The organism is bacterium (assembly GCA_019912885.1).
Classification (GTDB): domain Bacteria; phylum Lernaellota; class Lernaellaia; order JACKCT01; family JACKCT01; genus JAIOHV01.
The window spans coordinates 1-24,936 of the sequence record JAIOHV010000169.1 but is presented as its reverse complement, the minus strand read 5'-3'; the positions used below and the strand labels follow the sequence as shown (position 1 = coordinate 24,936).

The following is a 24,936-nucleotide window of genomic DNA, read 5'->3' as shown; positions in this document are numbered from 1 at the left end:
ACGAAATCCGCGACGAAATCGAGCAACGCGTTTTTAAACCCTCGGTGCGCATTTACTATCGCATTTTCAAACCCTCGGTACTCAACGACGAGGCGGCGATGGACGTCGGCCGACAGGCAAAGATCATGCAGGAAGTTTTTTGGAACGATCACCACGACCGGGAGCATTACACGTCGGAACTTGTCGATCTACTCGCGTACGACCGTACACTGACGCACGATCCGTCCGTGACGTTCGAGTTTCTTCACGCATCAATCTCGCGCTACACGTTCACGACGCGCCACGCGAACGGAAACACGACCTACACTTGGACGGACTGAAAAGGCAGGTGAGGACACCTGCGGTCCCGGGGATTTGCCGCCCGACAACGCGAACTCCGTTGGTATTTGAAAGTGGTGTGGCCCCGCGTTCCGTTCGATCGGCGAAATCGGTGGAATCTGCGGATAGACAAACCTTGTCGAGCTGCGGAAGAAACCGCTCGGCGGCGCTCGCGGCTCGGGCATCGCTTCGAAGCAGGCGGGACGCCTGCGCTCCCGGGGGCTTGACCCGGCGCCCCTTGGCGCGGCCGATGATTTATCGCATATAAGCCGCATGCAAAAAATCCTCCCGATCCTCGCGGCCCTGTTTTTCGTCTGCGCGTTTGGCATCTCCTGCGAGTGCTCCGATCCGGCGACCGCCGGCGGCGACGATGGAACCGGACCGTTGCCGCGCCTGGACGATGACGACGACACGGCGGACGACGACGCGGCGGATGACGACGAGACGGACGACGACGCCGTTGACGATGACGCCGACGACGATGTGGACGACGACGACGCGGACGACGATACCGGCGATGGCGGCGAGGTATCCGTGCGCGTCGAGGGCAATGACATCGTCATCGAAAACGATCGCGTCACTCTCCGCTACCACACGCCGTTCGGGCGATACTCGATCCACGACGCGAATGGTGACGCGATTGTCGTCAACGCGCAGGCGCTCGCGCGAACGGGCGTCATCTTCCCGAAGGCCGTTTGGCGAAGCAGCGATCTGCCGTTCCTGTCCTGGTCCGCGGGAAACGGGGCAAACGCGCTCGGTGGAGGCATGTGGCTCAAGGTCGAGCGCGGCGGCCTCGCCGGCGCGCCCGATCTTATCCAAACATTCATGTTGATCCACGGACAGGGCGTGGTGCTCTCGGACGTGCGCGTCGAGAACACGACCGGCGAGGAGATTCAGATCGGCGCGATCTATCCGCTGCACGCTGATCCGCCGGATGGGCACATGAATTTCGGCGCGCCGAAGGATCTGCGCCTTCTCACCAACGGCGCGTTCAACTACCTCGAGTTCATCTCGCCGATCTTTGCCGGCACCACGCCCGCGCTTTCGACGTGGAGCGCGCTCATTCACAACCTCGCGACCGGGCGCAGCCTGTCCGCGGGCTTCCTGACATTCGAGGTTGGGCATCCGGTCGTGTATTCCGGCCCGCCGCTCGGCGACGGGTTCGGCCAGGCCCTCCACGCCGCGGCCGAATACGAGCCGGCCAAAACGCTGGCCGCGGGCGCGTCGATCTACTCGGAGTTGTTCGCCCTGGATTTCACGCAGACCTCCCCGTTCGACGCGCTTGAAACCTATGGCGACCGGCTGAAGGCGTGGCTCGAAATCGTGACGTGGCTCGAGAAGCACCCGGAGATCGGCGTGCCCGCGGGCTGGAACTCGTGGTCGGGAAGCGGATCGTCGGGAGGATATGGAACGAACATCGACGAGGAGATCATCCTCGACAACATGGATTTCGCCGATAGCGAACTGCGTCGTTGGGGTATGAATTATTTTCAGCTCGACGACGGCTGGTCCACCGAAAACGGCGACTGGGTCGTGAACGCGGCGCGCTTTCCCGACCACGGCGGCATGAACGGCCTCGAATGGCTGATGAGCCGCGCGAAGTCGCTCGGCTTCCACACGGGGCTATGGATTTCCGCGTACGGCGCGACGGACGATTCCGATGTTTATGCCGATCACCCCGAATGGTTCGCCGGCCCACTTTACGGGATCGTGTCGGGCGACGAGCCGGTTCTCGACCTGACGAACCCGGAGGTCATCGACCACCTGAAAGACGTCATCGGCGACCTCGTCGATTGGGGGATCGAGTGGATCAAGCTCGATTTCGCCTACCAGGGCGTCATCAGCGGCGACTGGCACGACGACAGCTACACGCGCGGCGAGTTCTACCGCGCGGGCGTGAAGGCGATCCGCGAGGTCATCGGTCCGGACGTGTTTTTCCTGAACGTGGCGATCAAGGGATGGAACTACGGCCTCGTCGATTCGGTGCGGCTGACGCTCGACACCATGCCTGTTTTCGAGGGCGAAAGCCCGACGGACCTCATCACGAACCAGGGCCTGAAACCGATGTACCGTGACGCGGCGCGCTCGTGGTGGCTGCACGGGCGCGTGTGGGTGAACCACCCCGATCTCATCTTCTTCCGCGCTCACAAGGAGGAGCAATTTCCGCCCCTGACATGGAACGAGTCGATGACGTTCGCGACCTCCGTCGCCCTCGGCGGCGGCCTCGTGAAGATCGGCGATCGCCTGGTTGACCTGACGCCCGAGGCGCTGGACGGTTATCGTCGCATCCTTCCTCCGTACGGCGTTGCCGGCCGGCCGATCGACCTGTTCGAGCGCGAATACCCGGAGATATGGTCGCTGCCGGTCGACGATTTCACCGAGCCTTACCACGTCATCGGCGTTTTGAACTGGGGTTCAAACCTCGACATGTCGGTGTGGCCATACGGGACGATTGCGGACGAGGACCGAACATACACCGTCGATCTCGCGGATGCCGGCGTGCCCGACAAGGCGGCGTGGCACGCGTACGAGTTCTTCACGGAGGAATTCCTCGGAACGGTGACGGACGAGATCGAGGCCTTCGTGCCCGCGCACGCGCCGCGCGTCGTCGCGCTGCGCCCGGTGCTCGATCGCCCGCAGTTTCTCGGCACGAATCGCCACGTGCTCGGCGGCGTGAAGGTGATCGACGACATCGCCTGGGACGGCGACGCGAAAACGCTGACCGGAACGCAGGAGGCCGCCGCCGGCACCGCGTTCGCGCCGTTCGAGCATCATGTCGCGTTTTTCATTCCCGACGGTTATTCGTTCGATGATTACGCCTTCGATCTTCCGGCCGGCGTCACCATCACCGGCGATTCCGCCGCGACGACCGACGTCGCCGGCGGGAAGGTCCTCGATCTGTTCTTCACCGTGGAGGACGATGCGCTGGTGGACGGCGATCAATTTAAAAGCGTCTCGTGGACGATCGCGTTTGATTGAAGATTGAAGATTGAAGTTTGAAGATTGAACGAAACCCGCGCTCCGTGCGAGGTCGCGGGGCGGGCTTCCGAATGCGCTCGCGGGGATTTCCGAATGACGCAGGCCGAGGCATTCAAGGCGCGGACAAAACAATTCGCCCTCCGCACGATTCGGCTGGTCAATGCGTTACCCAAATCATCGACCGCGGAAACGATCGGACGACAATTGCTTCGTAGCGCGATGTCGGTCGGCGCGAATTACCGCGCCGCGTGCCGCGCTCAGTCGAAAGCGGCTTTCATCGCGAAACTCGCGATCGTGCACGAGGAGTGCGACGAAGCGATCTATTGGCTCGAACTTCTCGTCGAATCGAATATCGTCAGGCATGAAAAACTCGCCGACCTCGAGAAGGAAGCGAACGAAATTCTCGCCATCGTCGTTGCATCCATGAAGACGGCACGCGCGAATGCAGCCGCGTCGGCAATCCGGAAATCCCGATGACCGCACGGGCGCGAGTGATCCAATTCCGTGGCCGCCGTCGTCCCATGCGAATCGTCGTTGCGATTCCGATCTTCAATCTTCGATCTTCAATCTTCAATTTCCAATGAACCGCTTTCCCGGCCCCCAAAGCGCCGCCCTCCTCGATGAGCTGTCCCGTTACGTCATCGCCCAGCCGTGGCCGTTCGCGCTCGATCTGGCACGCGGTCATGGAATGTATCTCGTCACGGTGGACGGGCAGGAGATTTTCGACTGGGCCGGCTATTTTGGCGCCAAGCTCATTGCGCACAACGATCCGCGCATGAGCGAGCCGGGCTACGTCGCCCGTCTGGTCGCCGCCGCCAACAACAAGACCGCGAATCCGGATTTCCTGACGCCGGAATGCGTTGCTTATTACCGGCTATTGCATGAGATCGCGCCGCGTTGCATGCGAAACCCGAAGCTCGAGGTCTACGTCGTCAACTCCGGCGCCGAGGCCGTGGAGAACATGATGAAATATTTCATCCATCTCCACGACGAGCGTGAGGCGCGCGAAGGCCGCTCGGACGGTCCGCGCCGCTTTCTCTACTTCGATCAGGCATTCCACGGACGCACCGTTTTCGCGCTGAACGTCACGCGCCTTTCGCACGATCCCGTCGCGACGCGGGGCTTTCAAGGGCTGTTCGCACAAAACGTGCAGGCGGAATTTCCCGCCGTGGACGCCGACGCGCCGGCCGAGGAAAACCGCCGCCGCGCGGAAGTCTCCATCGCGGCGATTCGCGCCCTTTTTAAGGAACGCGCGCGCGAAATCTGCGGAGTCATCGTCGAGCCGATCCAGGGCGCGGGCGGACATCGGATCGCCGATCCGTGGTTTTTCCGGGAGCTGTCGAGCCTTGCTAACGAATACGGCGTTTTTCTCGGCTTCGACGAGGTCCAGACCGCGGGGGGACAGACGGGCGACGTGTTCGCCGTCGATCGCCTTGATCTGCCGCACCCGCCGCAGGCCGTCGCGGTCGGCAAGAAATTCGGCAACGGCGCGGTTTATATGCGGGAGCCGATGGATGACCGCAACGTGCTGGATTCCACGTGGGGCGGCACGCTCGCCGACATGGTGCGTTTCGTGGCTGAGTGGGAAATCGTCCGTGACGAGCGGCTCATCGAAAAGGTTGCCGATAAAGAGGCGCACCTGGTCGCCCGCCTGCGCGATCTCGCCGCGACGCACCCGAGCCTTATCCGGAACATCCGGGGCATGGGGGTGTACCAGGGATTTACCGTCGCAACGCCCGATCTGCGCTCTCGGCTTATTCAAACCGCGCTCCAGGACGAATCGCTCCTTTTGCTCAGTGCCGGCGCGGACACGATCCGCCTGCGACCTCACCTGCACGCCACGCACGAGGACATCGATCGGCTGGCCGAAAAGCTCGACCGGTCGCTGACCCGCGCCATCGCGGACAGCGCCGGCGCCGATCGCTGAAGCGACGAAGTTCGCTCGACAGGTGCCGAAAAACGTCACGGCAACGGAAATTGCCGACAAAAATCGTCGCTTTGTCGCGTATTTAACCGGTTGAAGAAATATGAACCGGCCTAAAAACAGTGACTTACGGTTCTGGCACGATATCTGCTTTGAATTTCTACAGCAACGACAATTTACCCACACGTTTTACCCCTGCATCGAGCAAAGGAGTGTGCAATGCGCAATCGCAAAGGTTTTACCCTGATCGAGCTTATGATCGTCGTGGCGATCATCGGCATCTTGGCCCTCATCGCGATCCCGAACTTCATCGAGCTTCGCGCCAAGGCCTACGACGCGTCGGCGCAGAGCGCCGGCCGTAACGCCAAGCTGGCCGAAGAGGTCTACTACAACGACCATGGCGGCGACATCTCCGGTGGCTACAGCTCCGATCTTTCCGACCTGCTCGTTTACGACCGCAACCTGACCGACGACGCCGCGGTGACGTTCGTGTTCTCGCACGCGTCCAGCTCGCGCTACACGTTCACGACCAAGCACCAAAACGGCAAGACGACCTACACCTGGACCGACTGATCACTCACAACATCGATCGCTCAAAAAGGGCGCGTCTTCGGACGCGCCCTTTTTTCGTGGCATTCATGGCCGGCTTTTGAACCGACGTTCAAAAAGCGACGGAAAACGTCACCGTCCAGGTTTTTTTCGGACAAAAAATGTCTATTTGTCCGTCTTGTGAATCTGCGAATCCGCAAAAAAGCCCAATAAATTCAAGGAAAGACCGGCTTGGCACGAACCCTGCTTTTTCATGCGTCGCACAACGCGATTTTTGTCCGAGCCAAACCAAACCAAAAACCAAGAAAGAGGAGTGTTTCGATGCGTAATCGCAAAGGTTTTACCCTGATCGAACTCATGATCGTCGTCGCGATCATCGGCATCCTGGCCCTCATCGCGATCCCGAACTTCATCGAGCTTCGCGCCAAGGCCTACGACTCGTCGGCGCAGAGCGCCGGCCGTAACGCCAAGCTGGCCGAAGAGGTCTATTACAACGACCACGGCGGCGACATCTCCGGTGGCTACAGCTCCGACCTCGCCGACCTGCTCGTTTACGACCGCAACCTGACCGACGACGCCGCGGTGACGTTCGTGTTCTCGCACGCCTCCAGCTCGCGCTACACGTTCACGACCAAGCACAACAACGGAAAGACGACCTACACCTGGACCGACTGATCTCTCGCAACATCGATCGCCCAAAAAGGGCGCGTCTTCGGACGCGCCCTTTGTTCGTAGGCGACCGTTCGCCCGACGTTGGTCGGCGTTCTTGACACCCCGCGTCACGCTCCCGAAGATTGGCCGCACTCTCCCCGGAGCCTTATGTCGCTCGCGTTCCCCGCTCCCGCCTCGACGAAAGTTATCGAGCGCCTTTCGAAAATCGTCGGCGCGGAGCACGTTTCCGTTTCGCCGATCAACCGGCTGGCCTACGCGCGCGACATGTCGCCGATGGTGTTGCTGCGTCAGAGCGAGGGGCTCGTCGATCATTACCCCGACGTCGTCGTCTGGCCCGGAAGCGAGGACGAGGTCGCGGCGGTCGTGCGCGAGGCCGGCGAGCTGGACATGCCGATCGTCCCGTTCGGCGCGGGTTCCGGCGTCGCGGGCGGCGTGCTCCCGATTCGCGGCGGCATCACCGTTGACGTCAAGCGCCTCCAACGCATTCACGACGTCTCGGACGAGGATCTCACGGTCGCCGCCGAGGCCGGCGTCATGGGGCAGACGCTCGAAAACGAACTGAACCACCGCGGCTACACGATGGGCCACTTTCCGAGCAGCATCTATTGCTCGACGCTCGGCGGCTGGATCGCGGCGCGCAGCGCCGGACAGATGTCGTCGCTCTACGGCAAGATCGAGGACATGATCCTCGGCATGACGTGGGTTTTGCCCGGCGGCCGCGTCGTCAAGACGCCCGCCGCGCCGCGCGCCCTGAGCGGGCCGGACTTCAAGCAGCTTTTCATCGGCAGCGAGGGCACGCTCGGAATCGTCACGTCCGCGGTGTGCCGCATCTGGCCGGCGCCGGCCGCCCGGCGGTTCGCGGCCTTTCAGTTCCCGGACGTGCAGCGCGGCACCGCGGCCATGCGAGAGATCATGCAGACGGGGCTGCGCCCGGCGGCGCTGCGCCTTTACGATCCCCTCGACACCCTCATCGTCGGGAGCCGCGGCACGGAGTCCGCCGGTGGTCTGTCGGACTATCTGCCGCTGGAAACGCTCGCCAGGCGGATCCGCTCCGTTGTCCCCGGCTTTTTCAAGTCGACGCAACGCTTCATGCATCAATACGCGCGGCTCGCGAACAAGCTCGAAGCGCTCGCCAAGGACGGCGCGCTCATGATCCTCGTGTTCGAGGGATCCGAGCGCGTGGCGGGCTACGAACACGAGACGGCCTTGCGCATCTGTGAGCGGCTCGACGGGCGCAATCGCGGCCCGGAGCCGGCGCACCGATGGTTCGAGCGCCGGCACCACGTCAGCTTCCTGATGAACAAGGTCTATTACCACCACGCCTTCGTTGACACGATCGAGGTGGCGACGACGTGGGATCGCGTCGTCGATCTGTACGAATCCGTGCGCGAGGCGATCAAGCCGATCGCGTTCATCATGGCGCACTTCTCGCACGCCTATCCGGAGGGTTGCTCGATCTACTTCACGTTCCTGTCGTCGGCGCCGACGGTGGAAGACGCCGAAACGACGCACCGGAAGGTCTGGGATGCGGCGATGGAACAGACGGTGCGGCTGAAGGCGACGGTCAGCCATCATCACGGCATCGGGCTTTTCAAGAGCCGCTATCTTCGCGAGGAATTGGGCGAAATCTTTTCGGTGTATCGTCACCTGAAAGACGCGGCCGATCCGGCCGGCCTTCTCAACCCGGGGAAGATGGGCTTGTGAGCCGATTTCGCGATCACGTCGAATTGCAACTGCAACTGCGGGACATCTTCGGTCCCGCGGGCGTGAGCCGAAGCCCCGTTGAACTCGCGGTCTATTCCCGCGCAGCGCACACGGCGCCGTGGCTCGCGCTGGCCGCGGGCGAATCCGCGGCGATGCCCGATTTTGTCGTATGGCCCGATACGGTGGTGCAGATCAGCCGCCTTATGCACCTGGCCAACAAGCGCGGCGTGCCGGTCATCCCCTACGGCGGCGGATCGTCGTTCGCCGGCGACGTGACGCGAAATGGCGGAATCGTCTGCGACTTGAAGCGCTTGTCCCGCGTTTTGAAGCTCGATCCCAATTCGCACATCGTGTCCGTGCAGGCCGGAATCGTCGGCGAGCATCTCGAAAATTATCTCGCGCGCCGCGGATTCACGCTCGGTTCGTACGCGCCGGAATTGCGCGCGTCGACGATCGGCGGATTCCTCGCGCGGCGCGGCGCGGGCTATGGCCTTTCACGCTACGGGGGATTCGCCGACATGGCCGTCGGCCTCCAGGCAATTTTGCCAAGCGGCGCCATCGTCAAGACGCGCACGACGCCGCGCTCGGCGACCGGGCCCGACTTCAACGCGTTCCTTACCGGACAGGAGGGAGCGCTCGCGATCATCACCCGCGCCAAGCTGCGTGTCTGGCCGATCGCGCCCGAACGGCGATTTTTTGCGTATCGGTTTCCGGCGTTCGAGGATGGCGTCGCCGCGCTGCGCTCGATCGTGCGCGAAGGACTGCGCCCGGCCGCCGCGCGCCTGACCGACGAAAACGAAACGATCGCGACGTTCGGCAAAAAGGACGAATCGTCGCTGACGGGCGTCATCCTCGCCGTGATGGTCGAAGGCGATGCCGGGCGCGTCGAGATGGAAAGCCATGGCGTCGGCGAAGCCGCGCTGCGCGCGCGGGGCGTTTTGATCGGCGACGGCCCGGCGCGTACCTGGTTCGAGTCACGCCATTCCGAAATGTTCCGGACGCAGCCGGTCTTCTCGAAGCCGGGCGCGTTCATCGACCGGGTCGACGTTTCCGCGACGTGGAGTCTTCTGCCCGGCATCCGCCAGGCGGTTGCGCAGGCGCTGGCCGGCAATATCCGGATGAGTTCGGCGGTCGCGCATCCGGAGATGTCGGGCGCGTCGCTGACATTCTGGATTTCGGGCGAAGAGCAAAAGAAAAAGGCCCAAGGCGCATGGCGGAGCGCGCTGTCGGCGATCATGGAGGCGACGATCGCCGGCGGCGGCGCGGTCGTGCACCACCGCGCGGCCGGAAACGCGCGCGCCGAGTGGGTCGCACGCCAGCAAGGCGCGACGCGCGACATTCTGGTCGCGACGAAAAAGCGTCTCGATCCCGGCGGCGTCATGCACCCGGGGTGGTTGGGGCTGAAATGAACGGGGAATCGCGAATCGGGAATGCCGTCGCCTATCACCGAAAAGGTGCAAAGGAAACGCGAGGGCGCAAAGAAAATCTGTCCGTGTCCATAATGTCCACGAAGTCCATTTTGTCCATCGCCAAGTCCGGCACGGGCACGGGCACGGGTTTGTTTCAACGTTGGAACCGCGACCATGAGGGAGCGGATTTTTTGAAAACGGAGCGCGCGTGAGCGACCTGTATCGCGACCATTTCACGGAAACCGAATACTGCACCTTCTGCCCCAAGATGTGCCGCTTCGCGTGTCCCGTTGCGGAGTCGACCGCGAACGAGACGTATCAACCCTGGGGCCGGCAGACGTTGCTGCATCTGGCGCGCGAGGGGCACATGGCGTTTGACGCGGACGTCGCCGCCACAATGTACAAGTGCGCGAGTTGCATGGTCTGCCGCGAGGTGTGCGACTACGACATCGACGTGCCCAGGGTGATGACCGCGGCGCGCACCAAGGCGGTCGCCGAGAATCTCGCGCCAGGGGAAGTGCGCGATTTCGACCGCTTCTTCCAAACCGCGGGCAATCCGTTCGGCGACGATCTGGCCGCGCGCCTTCGCGCGATGCTCGCGGACGACCTGGTCGGTGCCGCGCGGCAGATCACCTACTTCGCCGGGTGCGGGCATGTGTACGCGTTCCCCGCCGTCGTGCAGGACACCTTCCGCATTTTCCAGGCCGCCGGCCTTGCGCAGATCGTGTGCCACGCCGGCGATGCGATGTGCTGCGGCGCGCCGTTACGCGAGCTTGGGCTTCACGACGCGTGGGAGAAAAACGCCAAGACCCTCGCCGCCGAACTCAAGGGCGCGCGTACGATCGTCACCGGTAGCGCGCAATGCGCCCACGAGCTGAAAACGGTTTTGCCCGAAGCCGGTTTCAAGCACGGCGCGAAGGTGTTCCACATCACCGAGTACCTCTGGCCGCTGATGCAGGAAGGCCGCCTTTCCGTGAAGCGGCCGTTCGACCGCGCGGTGATGTATCACGACGCCTGCCACCTTTCGCGCTACCTCGGCGTCGTCGAGGAGCCCCGCCTGATTCTCCACGAAGTGACGCGCCGGCAGGTGCACGAATTCTCGCGCAACCGCGCGATGTCAGGCTGTTGCGGCGGCGCCGGCGGCCTTCCCGTGACCAACCCCGACATCGCCGATGACATCGCGCGCCGTCGCCTCGCGGAATTCGACGAGGCGCCCGAGGGCATGGTGCTCGTTACCGCGGGCCACGTCTGCGAGCGGCAACTCGCCCGCGTCGCGCCACAAACGGAGATCATGGACATCGCGTCCGTCGTGGCGAAATGCGTATAGCGAATGCGGAATGGCGAATGTCAAATGGGGAATGATCGACTCGTGCAACCGACTCGCGAGTCGCAACGCTCATTGCGACGGCATTCCCCATTCGCAATTCCCCATTCCCGGATCGACTACCCCCGCACATCCAGCCAATCGCGCAGCGCGTCGCCGAGCACGTTGAACGCGAGCACGGTCGCGAACACGGCGAGACCGGGCCAAAGAGCAAGGCGCGGCGCGAACAAAAGATAGTCCACGCCGTCCGAGAGCATCGCGCCCCACGCGGGCGCGTCTTGCGGACCAAGGCCCAGGAACGAAAGCGACGATTCGGCGAGGATCGCGCCGGCGATCGAAAACGACGACTGCACGGCGACGGGCCCGGCGACCTCCGGCAGCACGTGCCGGCCGACGATGCGCAGCGGCCCCGCGCCGAGCGCGCGCGCGGCAAGCACGAAATCCCGCTCGCGCACGGACAGCACCTGCCCGCGCACGAGCCGCGCGAATCCGACCCAACCCAGTAAAGACAACGCCACAATGACATTGACGAGCGACGCCCCAAGCACGGCGGTCAGCGCAATCGCCAGAAGCAGTCCCGGAAACGCGAGCAGCACGTCGACAAGACGCATGATCGCCGCGTCGATCGCACCGCCGGCGTAACCCGCGAACGCGCCGATCAGTGTGCCGGCCAAAGCGGAAATCGCCACGACGATAAGCCCCACCGCCAGCGACGTGCGCGCCCCGTGGACGAGGCGCGAAAAGATATCGCGCCCAAGTTCGTCCGTGCCAAGCAGGTGCGCGCCGCCCGGGGCGGCCAGGTCGTCGCGCAAATCGATCGCGCCCGGCGTGTGCGTCGACAAATACGGAGCAAACGCCGCGGCAAGCGCAACGAGCGCGATCGTCGCGGCCGCGAGCGTCACAAGCGGCGAACGGCGGCTCACGACGCCCTCCCGGAAACGCGCACACGCGGATCGATGACGCCGTAGAGGATGTCCGCCGCGAGATTGGCCAGCACGAAGGCGGCGCTGATGAACAGAACGCATCCCTGCACAATGGGGTAGTCGCGCGAGCGGATCGCGCCGATGAGCAGCGTCCCCAGGCCCGGCCACGAGAAGACGGTCTCGGTGATGATCGCGCCGGAAAGCAGCGCGCCGACCTGCAGCGCAACGATGGTGATGACCGGCGCGAGCGCGTTTCGAAGCGCGTGCCCGACCAACACCGAGCGGCCGGGCAGGCCCTTGGCGCGCGCGGTCAGCACGTAATCCTGCGAAAGCTCCTCGAGCACGGCCGCGCGCGTCATGCGCGAGAGGATCGCGGCGAGCGCGGTGCCGAGTGTGATCGCCGGCAGCACCACGGACGCCGCGCGCTCGTCGCCCGCGACGGGAAACCAGTCGAGCTTGATGGCAAACAGCACGATCAGCATCGGCCCAAGCCAGAAGTTCGGTACGGCGACGCCGAACATGGAGCCGACCATCGCTCCGCGATCCCACGCGGTGCCCGCGCGCGCGGCGGCCAGAAGGCCCGCGGGGATGCCGATGAGGATCGCCAGGAACATCGCCGCCGCGGACAGACGGATCGTCGCGGGCAGGCGGCGTGCGATAACGCGTGTAACGGGCTCGCCGAAAAAAAAGCTGTCGCCCAGATCGCCGCGCGCGACGCCGGTAAGGAAACGCGCGTATTGCGTACCGATCGGGTCGTTCAGGCCGAGCCGCGCGCGCAGCACCTCCTTGTCCGCCGTCGACGCCGTCTCCCCCAGCATGACCTCGACCGGGTCGCCGGGCACGAGGTGGATGAGAAAAAAGACAAGCGTCACCACGCCGAGCATCGTCGGCGCCAGAAGCGCGAGGCGGCGAAGGAGGAATCGGGTCACGCACAAAGGCTATAGGAGGTACGAGGAAAGGGGAAAGGGGAAAGGGGAAAGAGGTCATCGCCGCGGGCGCCCGCGGTTCCAAAATTTATTTTTTGCCCTTTGTGCGCTTGTTCTGAATCGCGATTCCGCGATTTCACTCGTCACTCGTCACTATAAGAGGTACTCGGCCACCTTTTGCAGGCTCGGTATATCGTGCACGTCTTCGGCGAGAGCCGGAATGCGGCCGACGAAAGAGGTCTGGGGATTGGCGCGTTCGAAATCGCGGATGATCGCCGCTTCGGCCGTCGCGATCCGTTCGAGATTCGAGGCAAGGTCGAAAAGCGCGTCGAGCGCCGAGGCGTAATCCGGCAGCTTCTCGATCACCGCCGACGCCTTCTCGATCGCGCCCGGCCCGCCGTTGTCGAACGCCGATTCGTGCACGCGGTTGAAGACGACGCCCGCCAGCGGCATGCGCGAGCTGATGAGCTTGTCGCGGAAAAACGCGGCCTCATCCACGGCCGGGTGCTGTGCCGTCGTCACGATGACAAAGCCGGTTGTCGGGTCGCCGAGCAGCTTTTTCACCGCCGCCGCGCGCGTCTTGAATCCGTCGTACAGCCCCTCGAACGCGAGAAAAAATTCCGCGAGATCGGCGAGCGCCTGATATCCCGTGGTTCGTTCGAGCGCCTTGAAAATGAGCGACGCGCTGCGTTGCGCGAATTTGAATCCCACCTTGCCGGCCATCAGATACGGCTTCACGAACCACTGGATCACCTTGCCGTCGAGAAATTCGGTCATGCGCCGGGGCGCGTCGATGAAGTCGAGCGCGTGTTTGGTCGGCGGCGTGTCCAGCACCACCAGGTCGAATCGCTCCTCGCGCACGACCTCGTGGAGCTTCTCCATCGCCATGTATTCCTGGCTGCCGGCCAGCGCCGTGGAAATCTGAACGTAATAGTGGTTCTCGAGGATGCGCTTGCGCCGGTCCTCGTCCGGCGCGATGCGCTCGACGAGATCGTCGAAGGCGCGCTTCTGGTCGAGCATCATGCCCCAAAGCTCGCCGCGCGCGCCCGCGGGCAATTCGATGCGCGACTGCCGGTTGCCGAGCTCCGAAAGCCCGAGCGAATTCGCGAGGCGTTTGGCGGGATCGATCGTCAGCACCAGCGTGCGCCGCCCCTGGATCGCCGCGGCGACGGCGATGGCCGCGGATACGGTCGTCTTGCCGACGCCTCCGGATCCGACGCACGCAATAACGCGGCGATGGGCGATGAGCTGGGACAGGGACACGAAAATCCTCGATCGGAGCGCGCCCGACAAAGGCGCGTCAAACGGCGTCCATCATGTCCATAATGCCCCTGATGTCCATGGGGTTTCGGTGGGGCTGGAGGCTAACGCGTCGCCGACAGGAATTTTCGCGCCGCGCGCAAAAGGTGCGGGCGCATGGTCGGTTCGCCCAGCCGTTTGAACTGGCTGCCGATGACCTTCGGGCGCAGGTAGAAGCGGCGGTACATGCGGTTGCGCGCGTTGATGAGCGTCTGTTCGGTCAAGCCGTTCGGGATGTACGCGACGAAGTGGTCGCTGCGTTTGTCGTAGTTGGCAACGACGCGCCCGTGCTCCTCGATGCCCTCCATCGCGTCGATGCCCGGAAACGGCGCGAAAAATCCGATCATGGCGTCATCGAGATCGGCGCGCAGGATGAACTCCTCCGTCTCGGCGAGCGTCTTTTCCGTCTCGCCCGGAAAGCCGAGCAGGATGAAGCCCTTGGTGCGGATGCCCGCGGCGGACGCGCGCGAAAGCGCGGAGGCGATATCCGCGGTCGAGAGGTCCTTTCGCATGCGGCGCAGCATGTCGTCGCTGCCGGATTCGACGCCGAACTGGATTTGCCAGCAGCCCGCCTCTTTCATCATGCGCAACGCGAATTCGGTGACCGGCAGGTCCGCGCGCGTCATGCAGCTCCACGTCACGTCGAGGTCGTTGCGAAGGATGTGCTGGCAAAGCTCCACGACCTTCTTTTCGCTGACGACGAACACCTCGTCGTGAAACGCGATGTCGCGGATGCCGTGGACCTTGTTCAGATGCGCCATCATCTCGTAGATCCGCACCGGCGAGTGCGCGCGGTACTTGTGGCCGAACGTGCCCTGGTCGCAGAACGAGCAGCGGAACGGGCACCCGCGCGAGGTGACGAGGATCGACGAGGGCAGGCGGCGGAACGACTGCGGGCTCGGCCGATACACGCGCTGCAGATCCGGCAGCAGATCCCACGCCGGCATCGGAAGATCGTCCAGGTCGTCCATCGGCGCGCGCGGCGGGGTCCGCAAGAGCGCCTCGAACGATCGCGGGGGACTGCGCCTTTCGCGGCGGTCAATCTCGCGCACGATCAGCCCCGGCACCTTGTCGCCGCTTTCGCCGGCGCGAAGGGCTCGTGCGAGCTCGAGCGCGGTCTGTTCGCCCTCGCCGATAATCCCGAAATCGACCGACCGGTACAGGCCGAGCGTCTCTTCCGGCACGTTCGTCACGTGCGGGCCGCCGAGGGCGATCTTCGTGTCCGGCGAGTAGAATTTGATCTTTGCCGCCACCGCCGCCGCGCGAGACACGCTGACCGTGCTCGCGGTCAGGCCGGCCAAAAGCGGAAGGCGGCTCGCCGCCGTCTTCGCGGTGCGTTCCACGGACCAGCCCAGCGCGGCCGCGTCGATGATATCGACGGACACGCCGTTCTCACGCAGGTACGCCGCCGTGTACGCCAGCCCCAGGTTCGGAAGATGGTTGCCGAACGGCGCAAGCTTGCCGTATCGGTCTTCCTGCGAAAGCGGCGGATTGATCAGGATCACTTCGGTCATGGACGTACGCAAGCGCGCGGAGCCCTCCAAATAACAGTCCAGTTTACCAGAATCGGAGCGAAAAGGTCACGCGGCGCGAACAGGCGGGCGGCCTCGCCTCGCGGCGCCGCGATCAGGGCTCACCGGCGGCGGGGAACGTCAGGCGGAAGGTCGTGCCGGCGCCGGGCGTCGATTCGACAGTCACCTGGCCGTGGATGGCCGCAACGTTGTCGCGCACGACGTCCAGGCCGACGCCGCGCCCGGAGACCTCGCTGACGTTCGCCGCGGTCGAGACGCCAAAACCGAAGATCAGCGCCGCGGCTTCCCGGTCGGTCATTTGGCGCAGGCGCGTCTCGTCGACGTGCCCATGTTCGAGCGCTTTCTCCTTGACGCGCTCGACGTCGATCCCCGCTCCGTCGTCGGCGACGACGAGCGTGATCATGTGATCCGCGCGTTCGAGCGAAACGCGCACGACGCCCTCGGGCGCCTTGCCGCGTTCCACACGCAGATCGGGCGGCTCGATGCCGTGGTCCACCGCATTGCGAAGAAGATGCGTCAGGGGATCCTCGAGCCGGGCCAGGATGCTCTTTTCGAGCAGAACGTCCTCGCCGAACACCTCGGCCCGGGCGCGGCGGCCGATCGATAGGGCCAGGTCGCGCACCAGGCGCGGCACGCGGCGCGTCAGCCGCTCCGCGGGAACCAGCCGAAGCGTGGCGATGCGTTTTCTCATGCGGGCCGCGATTCGCGTCAGTCCGACCGACGCGACGGACAAGGCCTCGGCGGTATCCACGGGCAATCCGGCCTTTTTCGCCGCCAGCTCCGCTTCGCGTACGGCGCCCGCGTTGCGGGAAAGCTCCTCGACCAGTTGTGCGAACTCGTCCACCTGCGACTCCGCGATGCGGATCGTCGCGGTGCCGGCCACCGCCGAAGTCGCCGGCTCGGCCGCGTCGGCGGGATTCGGAACCGGCACGCCGGCCTTGGTGTACGTTTGCACGTGAACGCGCAGCTTCTCAACGAGATCCAGCAGCAACCGGCGCAGCATTTCGTCAAAGCCGATGGGGCTCGACATGAAGGTGTCGTAGTTCGAAAGCATCTCGACGACGATCGCCTTCGGCTCGCCGGAAAGGCGTCCCAACAATCCGTCGATGGCCATCTTGACGCGTTCGATCAGATGCGGCGCGAGCTCCGTTGCGATCGGGTGGGAGAGGATATCCGAAAGCGCGCCGTATTCCGGCGACACCTCGATGTCACCAATCCGGTGATTGAAATTGGGGTTGGAACGCAGGGCGCTCGCGGGCGGGCCCTTGGCGCCGGACTGTTCCTTCTCCGCCTCGGCCAGGCGCGCCAGCCGGTTGGCGTGGTCCATGATCGAGTCCGGCACGGCCGTCGAGGCGTTCTGGAGTTCGCGCACGAGTGCCAGCGCCGCCTGCACGATCGCGCGCTCGCGAACCTTCGCGCTTTCGCCCTGGCGGCAAAGCGCGATGCGCTCGACGAGATCCTCGAACTGTTGATGGTCGGCGACCGCCGGTTTCCCGGCCTCGACGTTGTCGATCATTTTTCGCAATGCGTCGCCGCCTTCGAGGATGAGACTCACGACATCGGGCGTCGCCTCGCGGCGGTTTTCGCGGACATCGCCAAGCAGGCTCTCGAGCTCGTGCGCGAGGAGCTTCATGGAATCGAGCTGGAAAAACGCCGCGTTCCCTTTCAGGGAGTGCATCACGCGGAAGATGGAATGGAGGATCTCGATGTTTCCCGGTTCGCGCTCGAAACGCACGAGGGACGGCTCGAGCTGATCCAGGGATTCTCGCGACTCTTGCAGAAACTCGGCGAGTAAAGCCGGATCAAGCGTCGTATTCATACCCGTCCACATTTCGGAAACGACATCCGCCATCAACGAGCGTATCGGCGGCGTGTCGTCGATTCATGAGGATACGCCGCGCCCAAACTGGATGAACGCGGCGACTTCGAAGCGGCTAAGTAACCGAAATTACCGGGGAAAAGCAAGAAGAAAGTGAAACCCGGCCAAACGGGGTGCGAGGCGTCCGCCGCGAATAACCAGCCATGCAGATCGAATACGCAAGCGATGCCGCAAGGTTACGCGCGGAGGTTCAAATATTTGCCAGCCGGCGCTCAACTACGGCCGCGCCCACAGTATCGCCCCAGACGTTCACCGTCGTGCGGAAGCGGTCCAGGAGCCAGTCGATGGAAAGCAGAAGGCCGATGCCCTCCACCGGCACATTGACCGCGGTGAGGACCATAACCATCGTGACAAGGCCGGCCTCCGGAATCGCCGCCGCGCCGATTGCCGCGAGCGTCGCGGTCAGCATGACGATGAGCACCTGCGCGACCGTCAGCTCGATACCGTAGGCCTGCGCGATGAAGATCGCCGCCACCGCCTCATAGAGCGCGGTGCCGTCCATGTTGATCGTGGCGCCCATCGGAAGCACGAATCCGCTTGCCCGCTCGGAGATGCCCGCGCGCTCGCGCACGTTGCGGATCGTCACCGGCAGCGTCGCCGCGCTCGACGCGGTGGAAAAGGCCATCAAAAGGGCTTCGCTCACGTGACCCGCGTGGCGCGTGGCGGGCCGTCCGGCAAAAACGCGAAGGATCGCGGGTAGCACGATGCCCGCGTGGATCGCAAGTCCGATCATCACGGTCAGAAAATAGCGCGACAGCCGAATGAGCTCGGTCGCCACGGCCTCGCCGCCGCCCGCGCGCCCGACGCGGTCGGCCACCAGGCCGATGATGCCGATCGGCGCGAACCAAACGACGAAACGCACGAGAATGAGCAGCGCGTCGTTCAGCGTTTCGACAAGTTCGATCGCGCGTCGCCCCCGGCCGCCGAGCGTCGTCAAAAGCGCGCCGAGGACGATCGAAATGAGGATGAGGCCAAGCACGTTCGTTTCGGCCGCGGCCTGAATGAGGTTGGGCGGGAACAAGCCCTCGATGAGCGAAAAGAGCGCCTCGTACCACGTCTTGCCGGCCACGTCGGGCGCGACGGCCGCGCCGACGGATTCCATCGCCGTGACGCCGGGGCGAATGATGAGCACAAGGCCAAGGCCGATCGAAACGGCCATGACGGTCGTCACGAGGTAATACCCGAAGGTGAATCCGAAAAGACCCGACACGCGGCGCAAATCGCCGACGGCCGCGACGCCCGCCACCATCGAGCAGACGATGAGCGGCACGACAAGAGACTTGAGGACGTTCATGAAAACGCGGCCGAAAAGCTGCACGAGCCCGACAAATCCGGCAAGCGACGGGTCATCCCAACGGGCGCCGAACACGCCGCCGATGACAAATCCGAGCGTCGCGCCCGCGACCAGCAGCGCGGGCAGAAGCCACGCGGGCGCGCGCCTTGCGAACGAAGGCGGCAGCGGCGCGGCGGTCGGGTCGATGGGTCGAGTGTCCATGATCGGGAACGGACAATCTTAGGGGCTACGGCGACGGCTGGGAAGGCGAAGACGATGAGTCTGGAAGTCTGAAAGTCTGAAAGGTCACGGCAAATGCAGAACGCGGAACGCGGAACGGCGATCGCAACACCACACGTTCACGTCAACGCGTCCATGCCGTCCATCCGGTCCATCATGTCCATCGCGCTGTAATTCCAGCCTTCTCAATTCGCCGGCGCGTACCTCTCAATCCTCAATCCTCGATCCTCAATCCTCGCTAGATCGCCTCGATCTTCATCGAATCCGCAAGGCGCGCGACCTCTTCGTAAAATTCGCGGTACGCGTCGGGGATCTTTTCGTTGATCGACTTCAGCGTGTTCCAGTGATCGAGAAACGCGCGTTTGTGTTCCGCGGATGCGCGGATCGACTCGCGCACGAAGGGCCACTGATCCTCCACGTTCGGATTTCCCGCCGCGGCCATGATGCCGACGATGCGCTTCTGATAACGCGCGATCTCCGCGTAGTCCTTGTAAGACTGGAAATGATAGCGCGCGCCGAAATAGGCGCCGTGCATGGCCTTGCCGGTGTCGGACTGGCCCGCGGGCGTGGGCTCGCCTTTGCGCGCTTCGTACTCCGCGGCGAGCTTCTCGTTTTCCGACAGCGTGCGCTTGACCGCCTTGAGATAAAACGCGAGCGCGTCGTCGTATTTGCCTTGCTCCGCGTAGCGGTCGCCCACGAGCAACATATAAAGCGTCGCCTGGCGCGCCTGGCACATGTCGTCCTTTTTCTCGAGCTGCTCCTCGCACTCCGCGAGCTTCACCTGATATTCGAGCAGCATCCTTTCGGACGCGTCATGCCCGATCGTCAGCTCCTGAGGCAGATCCGAGGCCAAGGAGATTTCCTTCTCGTCCGCGTCTTCAACCGTGTACGGCGCGGCGGGCGCTTTTTTCAGCGTGTATTTCACGGCCGACGGCGTTTTCGCCGGCGAGGCGTCCGGGGACGGCGCGGCGGGTGGGGTGTCCTTTTTGCCGCAACCCACCGCGAACGCGAAGGCCGCGGCGCCGACCAGAGCAAGAATCGTCATACGCAAATCAGAATCCTCCGCGCGCGCAAGATAGTCGCCCGCGCGCGGCGCGTCAAAAGTCGCGACGGCCCGGTCGAGCCCGTCTCGCCCCACGTCGCTTTCCGGCTATGATGCGCGCATGGACGAACGCACGCGCGGCGCGACGCCCTTTTTGCGAAAGATCGTCTACGCGATCGCCGCGCTAATCGCCGTGTTCGCGCTCGCCGAGGCCATCGCGCGCGTTGTCGAGCGGGCGCGCGATAGACCGCGCATCGAGTTCGCGCGCAGCCCGCTGAAGTTCCAGCAGATCCCGGACGCGCCTCTCGTGGACGACGTCGAGGCGTTCGAGCACGACTGGCTCATCAACCTGAACGATCCTCTCGCGCTCGTGCCGAAAGAGAAGGCCGAGAATGAAAAGCGCGTCGTGCTCGTCGGCGGAAGCTGGGTGCAGGGCGCGGGTGTGGCGTCGCCCGCCACGTTCGCCTCGATCGTCCAACGGCTGTTACGCGAGGCCGCGCCGGGGCAGCGCATCGACGTCTTCAACCTCGGCATCACCGGCTACAGCTCCACGCAGCACGCCGTCGTCATGGAACGGATCGCGCAAACGCTAAAGCCCGACATCGTGGTGTGGCTGTCGGGCAACAATGAGTTTCTCGATTTTCGCGCGATGAGCGACCGGAGCGACGCCGAGCTTGCCGGCCTCATGCACGCGCGGCGGCTCGAGTGGCGTTTCGCGCTCGTGCGCCTTTTCATGCCGCGCCTTGGAGACACCGATCCCGCCACGCCCGAATCGCCGAGCGCCCCGCCGCGGACGCCGGGCGATGACGTGCGTTCGTTCGTGCAGGAAAGGCTGGGGCGAGCGTTGCGCCGGTTTGGCGTCGCCGTCGGCAAGGCCGGCGGCAAGCTCGTCGTCTGCACGATCCCCGTCAACGAGCGCTACGCGTGGCACCGCGAGTGGTTTTTCACCGGCCCGGCGCACAGCCAGCCGCGCGCCTATCAGGTGGCGCGCTGGGCGCTTTATTACGACGATCCCGACGCCGCGCTCGCGGCAGTCGAGCCGGTGACCGAACAGCGAGACCCGGCCGCGATGCACGTCAAGGCGCTTGCTCTCGACGCCGCGGGGAGAGCGGGTGAGGCGCGGGCGGCGTGGCGCGACGTACTCCTTTGGACCGCCCCCGAGACGCAGGGCGCCGGCGCGACGGACGAGGCGATCTACCTGGCCGCCGCGGCCATGTCGCGCGTGCGCGGTCCCGAGGCGGTCGGCAAGTGGCTCGATACGCACCTTGAGCGCGTTAAGGACATCGACTTCCTGTACGCCTCCCTGCTCGAGTTCGCCGGCCGCTTCGGCAAGGCGCGTGAGGTCTTTTCGCGCATGCCGACCTACAACGCCATCCACGCGGATCCGGGCATCAACCGCACGCTCGTGAAGACCGCCTCGCGCATGGGCGCGGACGTATTTGACCTGGCTGCCGAGGTGCGCTCGCGATCAATCAACGAGATCATCGGCTGGGAATACTTTCTGGATTATTGCCACCTGAACCCGCGCGGTCACATCCTCGTGGCGCACCTTCTGGCGCGCGACCTCGCGGACCGCCTCGATCTGCCCGGGTCCGTGCCCGCGCCCGAGCCGGCGCTCGCGAAGGAGCGGCATCTTCGCCGCGGGCTCACGCGCGACCTGGCTGACTTGCGCTGGTGGACCGGGGCCGATTTTGACGCGACGCGCCTTGTTGACGAGATCATCGAGCAGGGGCGCGAGCCGGTCGACGAGCTTGCCGAATCCGTCGCGGCCCGGAGTGCGCCCGCCCTGGCGAGGGTCTTCACAGGCAACTGGCGCGCCGCGCACGAGTGGGCGCTCGCCCGAGAAAAGGTCGGCGAGCTTTCGGAGATTTATCGGGAAGCGCTCGCGCTCGATCCGAACGTCGAGGGCGCGCGCGAAAACATCGCGTATCTCGAGGAAATAGGAAAAAGAAAATAGGAAGTAAGAAATAGGAAAGAGGAAAGAGGAAAGAGTGCCTTACAGCATCGACGGTTCGGGAACACCCATCCACGCGAAATGCTGAAGCTCTACCATCGCCTTCGCAGCCGATCCCGCGCGGCCTACCAGGCGGCGCAGGAGCCGAACCTCGTGTTCTCCCGGCGGCGCAAGGTCTTGTTCGCCCTGATCGCTTTTGTCGCGGGGCTGGCGCTCGTCGAAATCGGCGCGCATGTCGTGGAACGTCGCCTCGCGCGGCCAAAGGTCGTGGACGCACGCAGCCCGCTCGCGTTCCAGTCGTTGCCCGATCTTTCACCGCTGATGCGCGATCACGACACGCCCGAGGGGCATTACGTTCTCGTGCTGCCCGATCAGCCCGATCAGCTCGTGCCGATGACCAAGGGCGCGCGCGAAAAGCGCGTCGTGTTGATCGGCGGAAGCTGGGTGCAGGGGATGGGCGTCGCTCCGCCCGCGACGTTCGCCGCGATTCTCGAACGCCTGCTGAACGAGGCGGCGGGGCGGGGCGAGCGCGTGCGCGTTTTCAACCTCGCTCGCATCGGTTACGCATCGTCGCAACTTGCGCACGTGGTCGAGCAGGTCGCGCTGCCTCTTTCGCCGGACCTTGTCGTCACCTTGACCGGCAACAACGAGTACCTCGATTTTCGCGCGGCGACCGGTTGCAGCGATCGCGGGCTTTTCCGCCTGTCGCTTGCGCGCCGGCTGGAAAGGCGGCTGGCCATCGCGCGTCTTCTCGCGCCGCGCCATCGCGCGGGTGGCGAGGCGAAGCCGGCCGCCGCTCCCACGCCGGCCATCGTGACGCCAGTCGGTGATCTGCGCGCGTACGTCCACGCCCGTCTGGCCCGCTCGCTTGCGCGGGTTCACGATGCCGCCGTCGCGGCCGGCGCGCGCACGCTTGTGTGCTCGGTGCCCGTCAACGAGCGCTACGGTTACACGCGCGAGTGGTTTTTCGCGGGCGATTCCGAAGCGCAACCGCGCCCCTACCGCGTCGCGCGCTGGGCGCTGCGCTACGGTGCGCCGGATATCGCGATACGCGAGATGACGCCGCTTGCCGACTCCGGCGAACCGGCGGCGATCCATGTGCGCGCGCTGGCGCTCGATACCGCGGGGCGCATCGACGAGGCGGCGGCGGAGTATCGCCGCCTGCGCGCGGCGCTCGATACGGGCGCGCGCGACGGTGCGTCGTTTGACGCGCGCGCGTATCTCACGGCCGCGGCCATCAACCGGCTCGAGGGACCGCGCGCCGTCGAGGCCTGGATGCCGGCGGCGCTCGCGCATCTTGAGAAAGATGAAAGCCGCGCGACGCAGCACGTCCTTGCCGGCTCGATCCTCGAATTCGCGGGGCAACGCGAAAGAGCGCGCGAGGAATTCGCGCGCGCGCCGTCGGCCGACTGCATCCAGGCCGACGCGGGTATCAATCAAACATTGATGACGACCGCGGCGTCGCTCGGCGCCGCGCATTACGATCTGCTCGCCGGCGTGCGGGAGGTGTCGCCGAACGGCGTGCCGGGTTGGGACTGGTTTCTCGATTACTGCCACCTGAACGTGCGCGGTCACATTCTCGTGGCGCATCGGCTCGCGAGCGAAATCGCCGGGCGACTCGGCCTGCCGGGACGCATTCCGCCGGCTGATGCACGCCTTTCGGACGAGGCGCGCCGGCGCAACGCGAGGCCGTTCGACTTGCCGGATCTCGCATGGTGGGCGGGCGCGGATTTCGACGCGACGATCCTCGTCGACGAGGTCGTTATTCAGAACCGCAAACCGCTCGCCCAAATCGCCGCTTCGCCGGCTTCGAAGGAAAATCCCACGCTCGCGACGCTGTTTGCCGCGAACTGGCGCGCGTCAAAAACGATGGGCGACGTGACAATGGACCGCGACGCCGCGCTTTCCGCCTATGCCGACGTCGCGGCTTCCGGTGACGCACTCGCCGATGTCGCGGCAGGCAACGCGGAATTTGTGCGCGGTGCGTTGCGGTAGGGATTTTCGGCGGTACAAAGCGCGGCTTCGCCGCAACCAAATTAACCGTGCCCGTGCCCGATAGAATCGTCTGGAAGGTTGAAAGACTGGAAGTCTGGAAGGCCATCGCAGGAAGGCATCCGCGGATTTCGCGGATACTTTGTCTTTCGCGCCGACGCCGCGGCCCCGAACTTTATCTGCGCCATCGGCGTAATCTGCGGACAGAAAAAACTTCGCGTGAAAACAATAAACGGACGATGACGCACTCCGCGTTCTCCGTGTTCTCCGTGCCTTCCCCGTGCCCTCCGTGTACCGCCGAAGTCACCGTTCAAAAAATTCCTTCAGCGCCCGCGCAACCTGATGTTCGGGATCGGGCGAGGGCAAAACGCGCGCGGCGCCGCGTAGCGTCGCCTCGATTTTTTTCGCCATCTTTTGCGGCGGGCGGCCGCGCCCCAGGTATTCGAGCTGCCGCGCAAGTTCCGCGACAAGCGCGCCGTTGGCGCCGGCTTCCGGCCTCAGATGCCCTTTCTGCTCCAGGACCGACAACAGTTCGCATGCCCACTGGGTCTCGTCGGCGACGCGGGGCGGCGGCGCGTCGCGGCGGATGAGGTCTTCGTAGAATTCCTGCGACGTCAGATACGCCGCTCCATCCGCGCGAACGGCATGGTCGGTGGAAACGATGACGACATCCGCGCCCACGGCCACGGCGTCGATGGCCGCGTCGACGATCGCTTCATCCGCCGTGCGCGGATGCGCGAAGACGCACTCCACGCCCCCTTCGAGACCGATTTCTCCGTAGCCGTCGAACACGACGATCCACTCGACATCCGGGCGACGTTGCGCATGGCGGCGCACCAGGCGAAGAAATTCCTCCTGCGCCGCCGCGATGCCCTTGCGTTCCTCGACGCGCCAAAGCGTCGGACTCGTTCGGATGACGTTCATGCCGTCGATGATGAAGCGGCAGGTCATGGGCGACCCTCCTTCGAATCAGAATCCGCCTTGCGATAAACGCGCG

19 protein-coding genes are annotated in these 24,936 nt (G+C 64.6%); 11 read left to right on the top strand and 8 right to left on the bottom strand.

Features of this window, described 5'->3' with window-relative positions; genetic code table 11:
• Positions 1–125: 125 nt before the first annotated feature.
• The 9 genes from K8I61_14715 (at position 126) to K8I61_14675 (ending at position 10,882) form a co-directional block, all read left to right on the top strand.
• The gene (locus tag K8I61_14715) at positions 126–320 is read left to right on the top strand and encodes a hypothetical protein (protein MBZ0273288.1); all 195 of its coding nucleotides are present in this window, start codon (positions 126–128) and stop codon (positions 318–320) included.
• A 271-nt stretch (positions 321–591) separates the two neighbouring features.
• Positions 592–3,297 (top strand): alpha-galactosidase, encoded by a 2,706-nt coding sequence (locus K8I61_14710; GenBank protein ID MBZ0273287.1) that lies wholly within the window; start codon positions 592–594, stop codon positions 3,295–3,297.
• A 93-nt stretch (positions 3,298–3,390) separates the two neighbouring features.
• A complete protein-coding gene (locus tag K8I61_14705; protein MBZ0273286.1) occupies positions 3,391–3,774 on the top strand; it encodes a four helix bundle protein in 384 nt (127 codons plus the stop codon).
• 103 nt (positions 3,775–3,877) lie between these two features.
• Complete coding sequence (locus K8I61_14700; protein MBZ0273285.1) at positions 3,878–5,224, top strand: aminotransferase class III-fold pyridoxal phosphate-dependent enzyme; 1,347 nt, start codon at positions 3,878–3,880, stop codon at positions 5,222–5,224.
• 216 nt (positions 5,225–5,440) lie between these two features.
• The gene (locus K8I61_14695) at positions 5,441–5,794 is read left to right on the top strand and encodes a prepilin-type N-terminal cleavage/methylation domain-containing protein (GenBank protein MBZ0273284.1); all 354 of its coding nucleotides are present in this window, start codon (positions 5,441–5,443) and stop codon (positions 5,792–5,794) included.
• Positions 5,795–6,091: 297 nt separating this feature from the next.
• Positions 6,092–6,445 (top strand): prepilin-type N-terminal cleavage/methylation domain-containing protein, encoded by a 354-nt coding sequence (locus tag K8I61_14690; GenBank protein MBZ0273283.1) that lies wholly within the window; start codon positions 6,092–6,094, stop codon positions 6,443–6,445.
• A 144-nt stretch (positions 6,446–6,589) separates the two neighbouring features.
• Positions 6,590–8,146 carry an FAD-binding oxidoreductase gene (locus K8I61_14685; protein ID MBZ0273282.1) on the top strand — a complete coding sequence of 519 codons (1,557 nt, stop codon included), beginning with the start codon at positions 6,590–6,592 and terminating at the stop codon, positions 8,144–8,146.
• Positions 8,143–9,555: an FAD-binding oxidoreductase gene (locus tag K8I61_14680; GenBank protein MBZ0273281.1), complete on the top strand. Its 1,413-nt coding sequence runs from the start codon at positions 8,143–8,145 to the stop codon at positions 9,553–9,555. The genes K8I61_14685 and K8I61_14680 overlap by 4 nt, the downstream gene beginning before the upstream one ends.
• Before the next feature lie 208 nt (positions 9,556–9,763).
• Positions 9,764–10,882 (top strand): (Fe-S)-binding protein, encoded by a 1,119-nt coding sequence (locus tag K8I61_14675; GenBank protein MBZ0273280.1) that lies wholly within the window; start codon positions 9,764–9,766, stop codon positions 10,880–10,882.
• 116 nt (positions 10,883–10,998) lie between these two features.
• Here the strand turns inward: K8I61_14675 and K8I61_14670 are convergent, their stop codons facing one another.
• The 7 genes from K8I61_14670 to K8I61_14640 form a co-directional block, all read right to left on the bottom strand.
• On the bottom strand, positions 10,999–11,904 hold the full coding sequence (locus K8I61_14670) for an ABC transporter permease (GenBank protein ID MBZ0273279.1): 906 nt from the start codon (positions 11,902–11,904) through the stop codon (positions 10,999–11,001).
• A complete protein-coding gene (locus K8I61_14665) occupies positions 11,799–12,731 on the bottom strand; it encodes an ABC transporter permease (protein ID MBZ0273278.1) in 933 nt (310 codons plus the stop codon). The genes K8I61_14670 and K8I61_14665 overlap by 106 nt, the downstream gene beginning before the upstream one ends.
• Before the next feature lie 150 nt (positions 12,732–12,881).
• Positions 12,882–13,991, bottom strand: coding sequence for an AAA family ATPase (locus K8I61_14660; GenBank protein MBZ0273277.1), 1,110 nt, complete (start codon positions 13,989–13,991; stop codon positions 12,882–12,884).
• A gap of 101 nt (positions 13,992–14,092) precedes the next feature.
• The gene (locus K8I61_14655; GenBank protein MBZ0273276.1) at positions 14,093–15,541 is read right to left on the bottom strand and encodes a B12-binding domain-containing radical SAM protein; all 1,449 of its coding nucleotides are present in this window, start codon (positions 15,539–15,541) and stop codon (positions 14,093–14,095) included.
• Positions 15,542–15,653: 112 nt separating this feature from the next.
• Positions 15,654–17,378 carry an Hpt domain-containing protein gene (locus K8I61_14650; GenBank protein ID MBZ0273275.1) on the bottom strand — a complete coding sequence of 575 codons (1,725 nt, stop codon included), beginning with the start codon at positions 17,376–17,378 and terminating at the stop codon, positions 15,654–15,656.
• A 250-nt stretch (positions 17,379–17,628) separates the two neighbouring features.
• Positions 17,629–18,933 carry a dicarboxylate/amino acid:cation symporter gene (locus tag K8I61_14645; protein MBZ0273274.1) on the bottom strand — a complete coding sequence of 435 codons (1,305 nt, stop codon included), beginning with the start codon at positions 18,931–18,933 and terminating at the stop codon, positions 17,629–17,631.
• A 256-nt stretch (positions 18,934–19,189) separates the two neighbouring features.
• The gene (locus K8I61_14640) at positions 19,190–19,996 is read right to left on the bottom strand and encodes a hypothetical protein (GenBank protein ID MBZ0273273.1); all 807 of its coding nucleotides are present in this window, start codon (positions 19,994–19,996) and stop codon (positions 19,190–19,192) included.
• A 118-nt stretch (positions 19,997–20,114) separates the two neighbouring features.
• Here K8I61_14640 and K8I61_14635 point away from each other — a divergent pair, with 118 nt between their 5' ends.
• Positions 20,115–21,950 carry an SGNH/GDSL hydrolase family protein gene (locus K8I61_14635; protein ID MBZ0273272.1) on the top strand — a complete coding sequence of 612 codons (1,836 nt, stop codon included), beginning with the start codon at positions 20,115–20,117 and terminating at the stop codon, positions 21,948–21,950.
• A gap of 78 nt (positions 21,951–22,028) precedes the next feature.
• Entirely contained in the window at positions 22,029–23,942 is a 1,914-nt protein-coding gene (locus K8I61_14630; protein ID MBZ0273271.1) for a hypothetical protein, read from the top strand.
• 300 nt (positions 23,943–24,242) lie between these two features.
• Here K8I61_14630 and K8I61_14625 read toward each other — a convergent pair whose 3' ends face one another.
• Entirely contained in the window at positions 24,243–24,890 is a 648-nt protein-coding gene (locus tag K8I61_14625; protein MBZ0273270.1) for an NYN domain-containing protein, read from the bottom strand.
• Between the last annotated feature and the right edge of the window lie 46 nt (positions 24,891–24,936).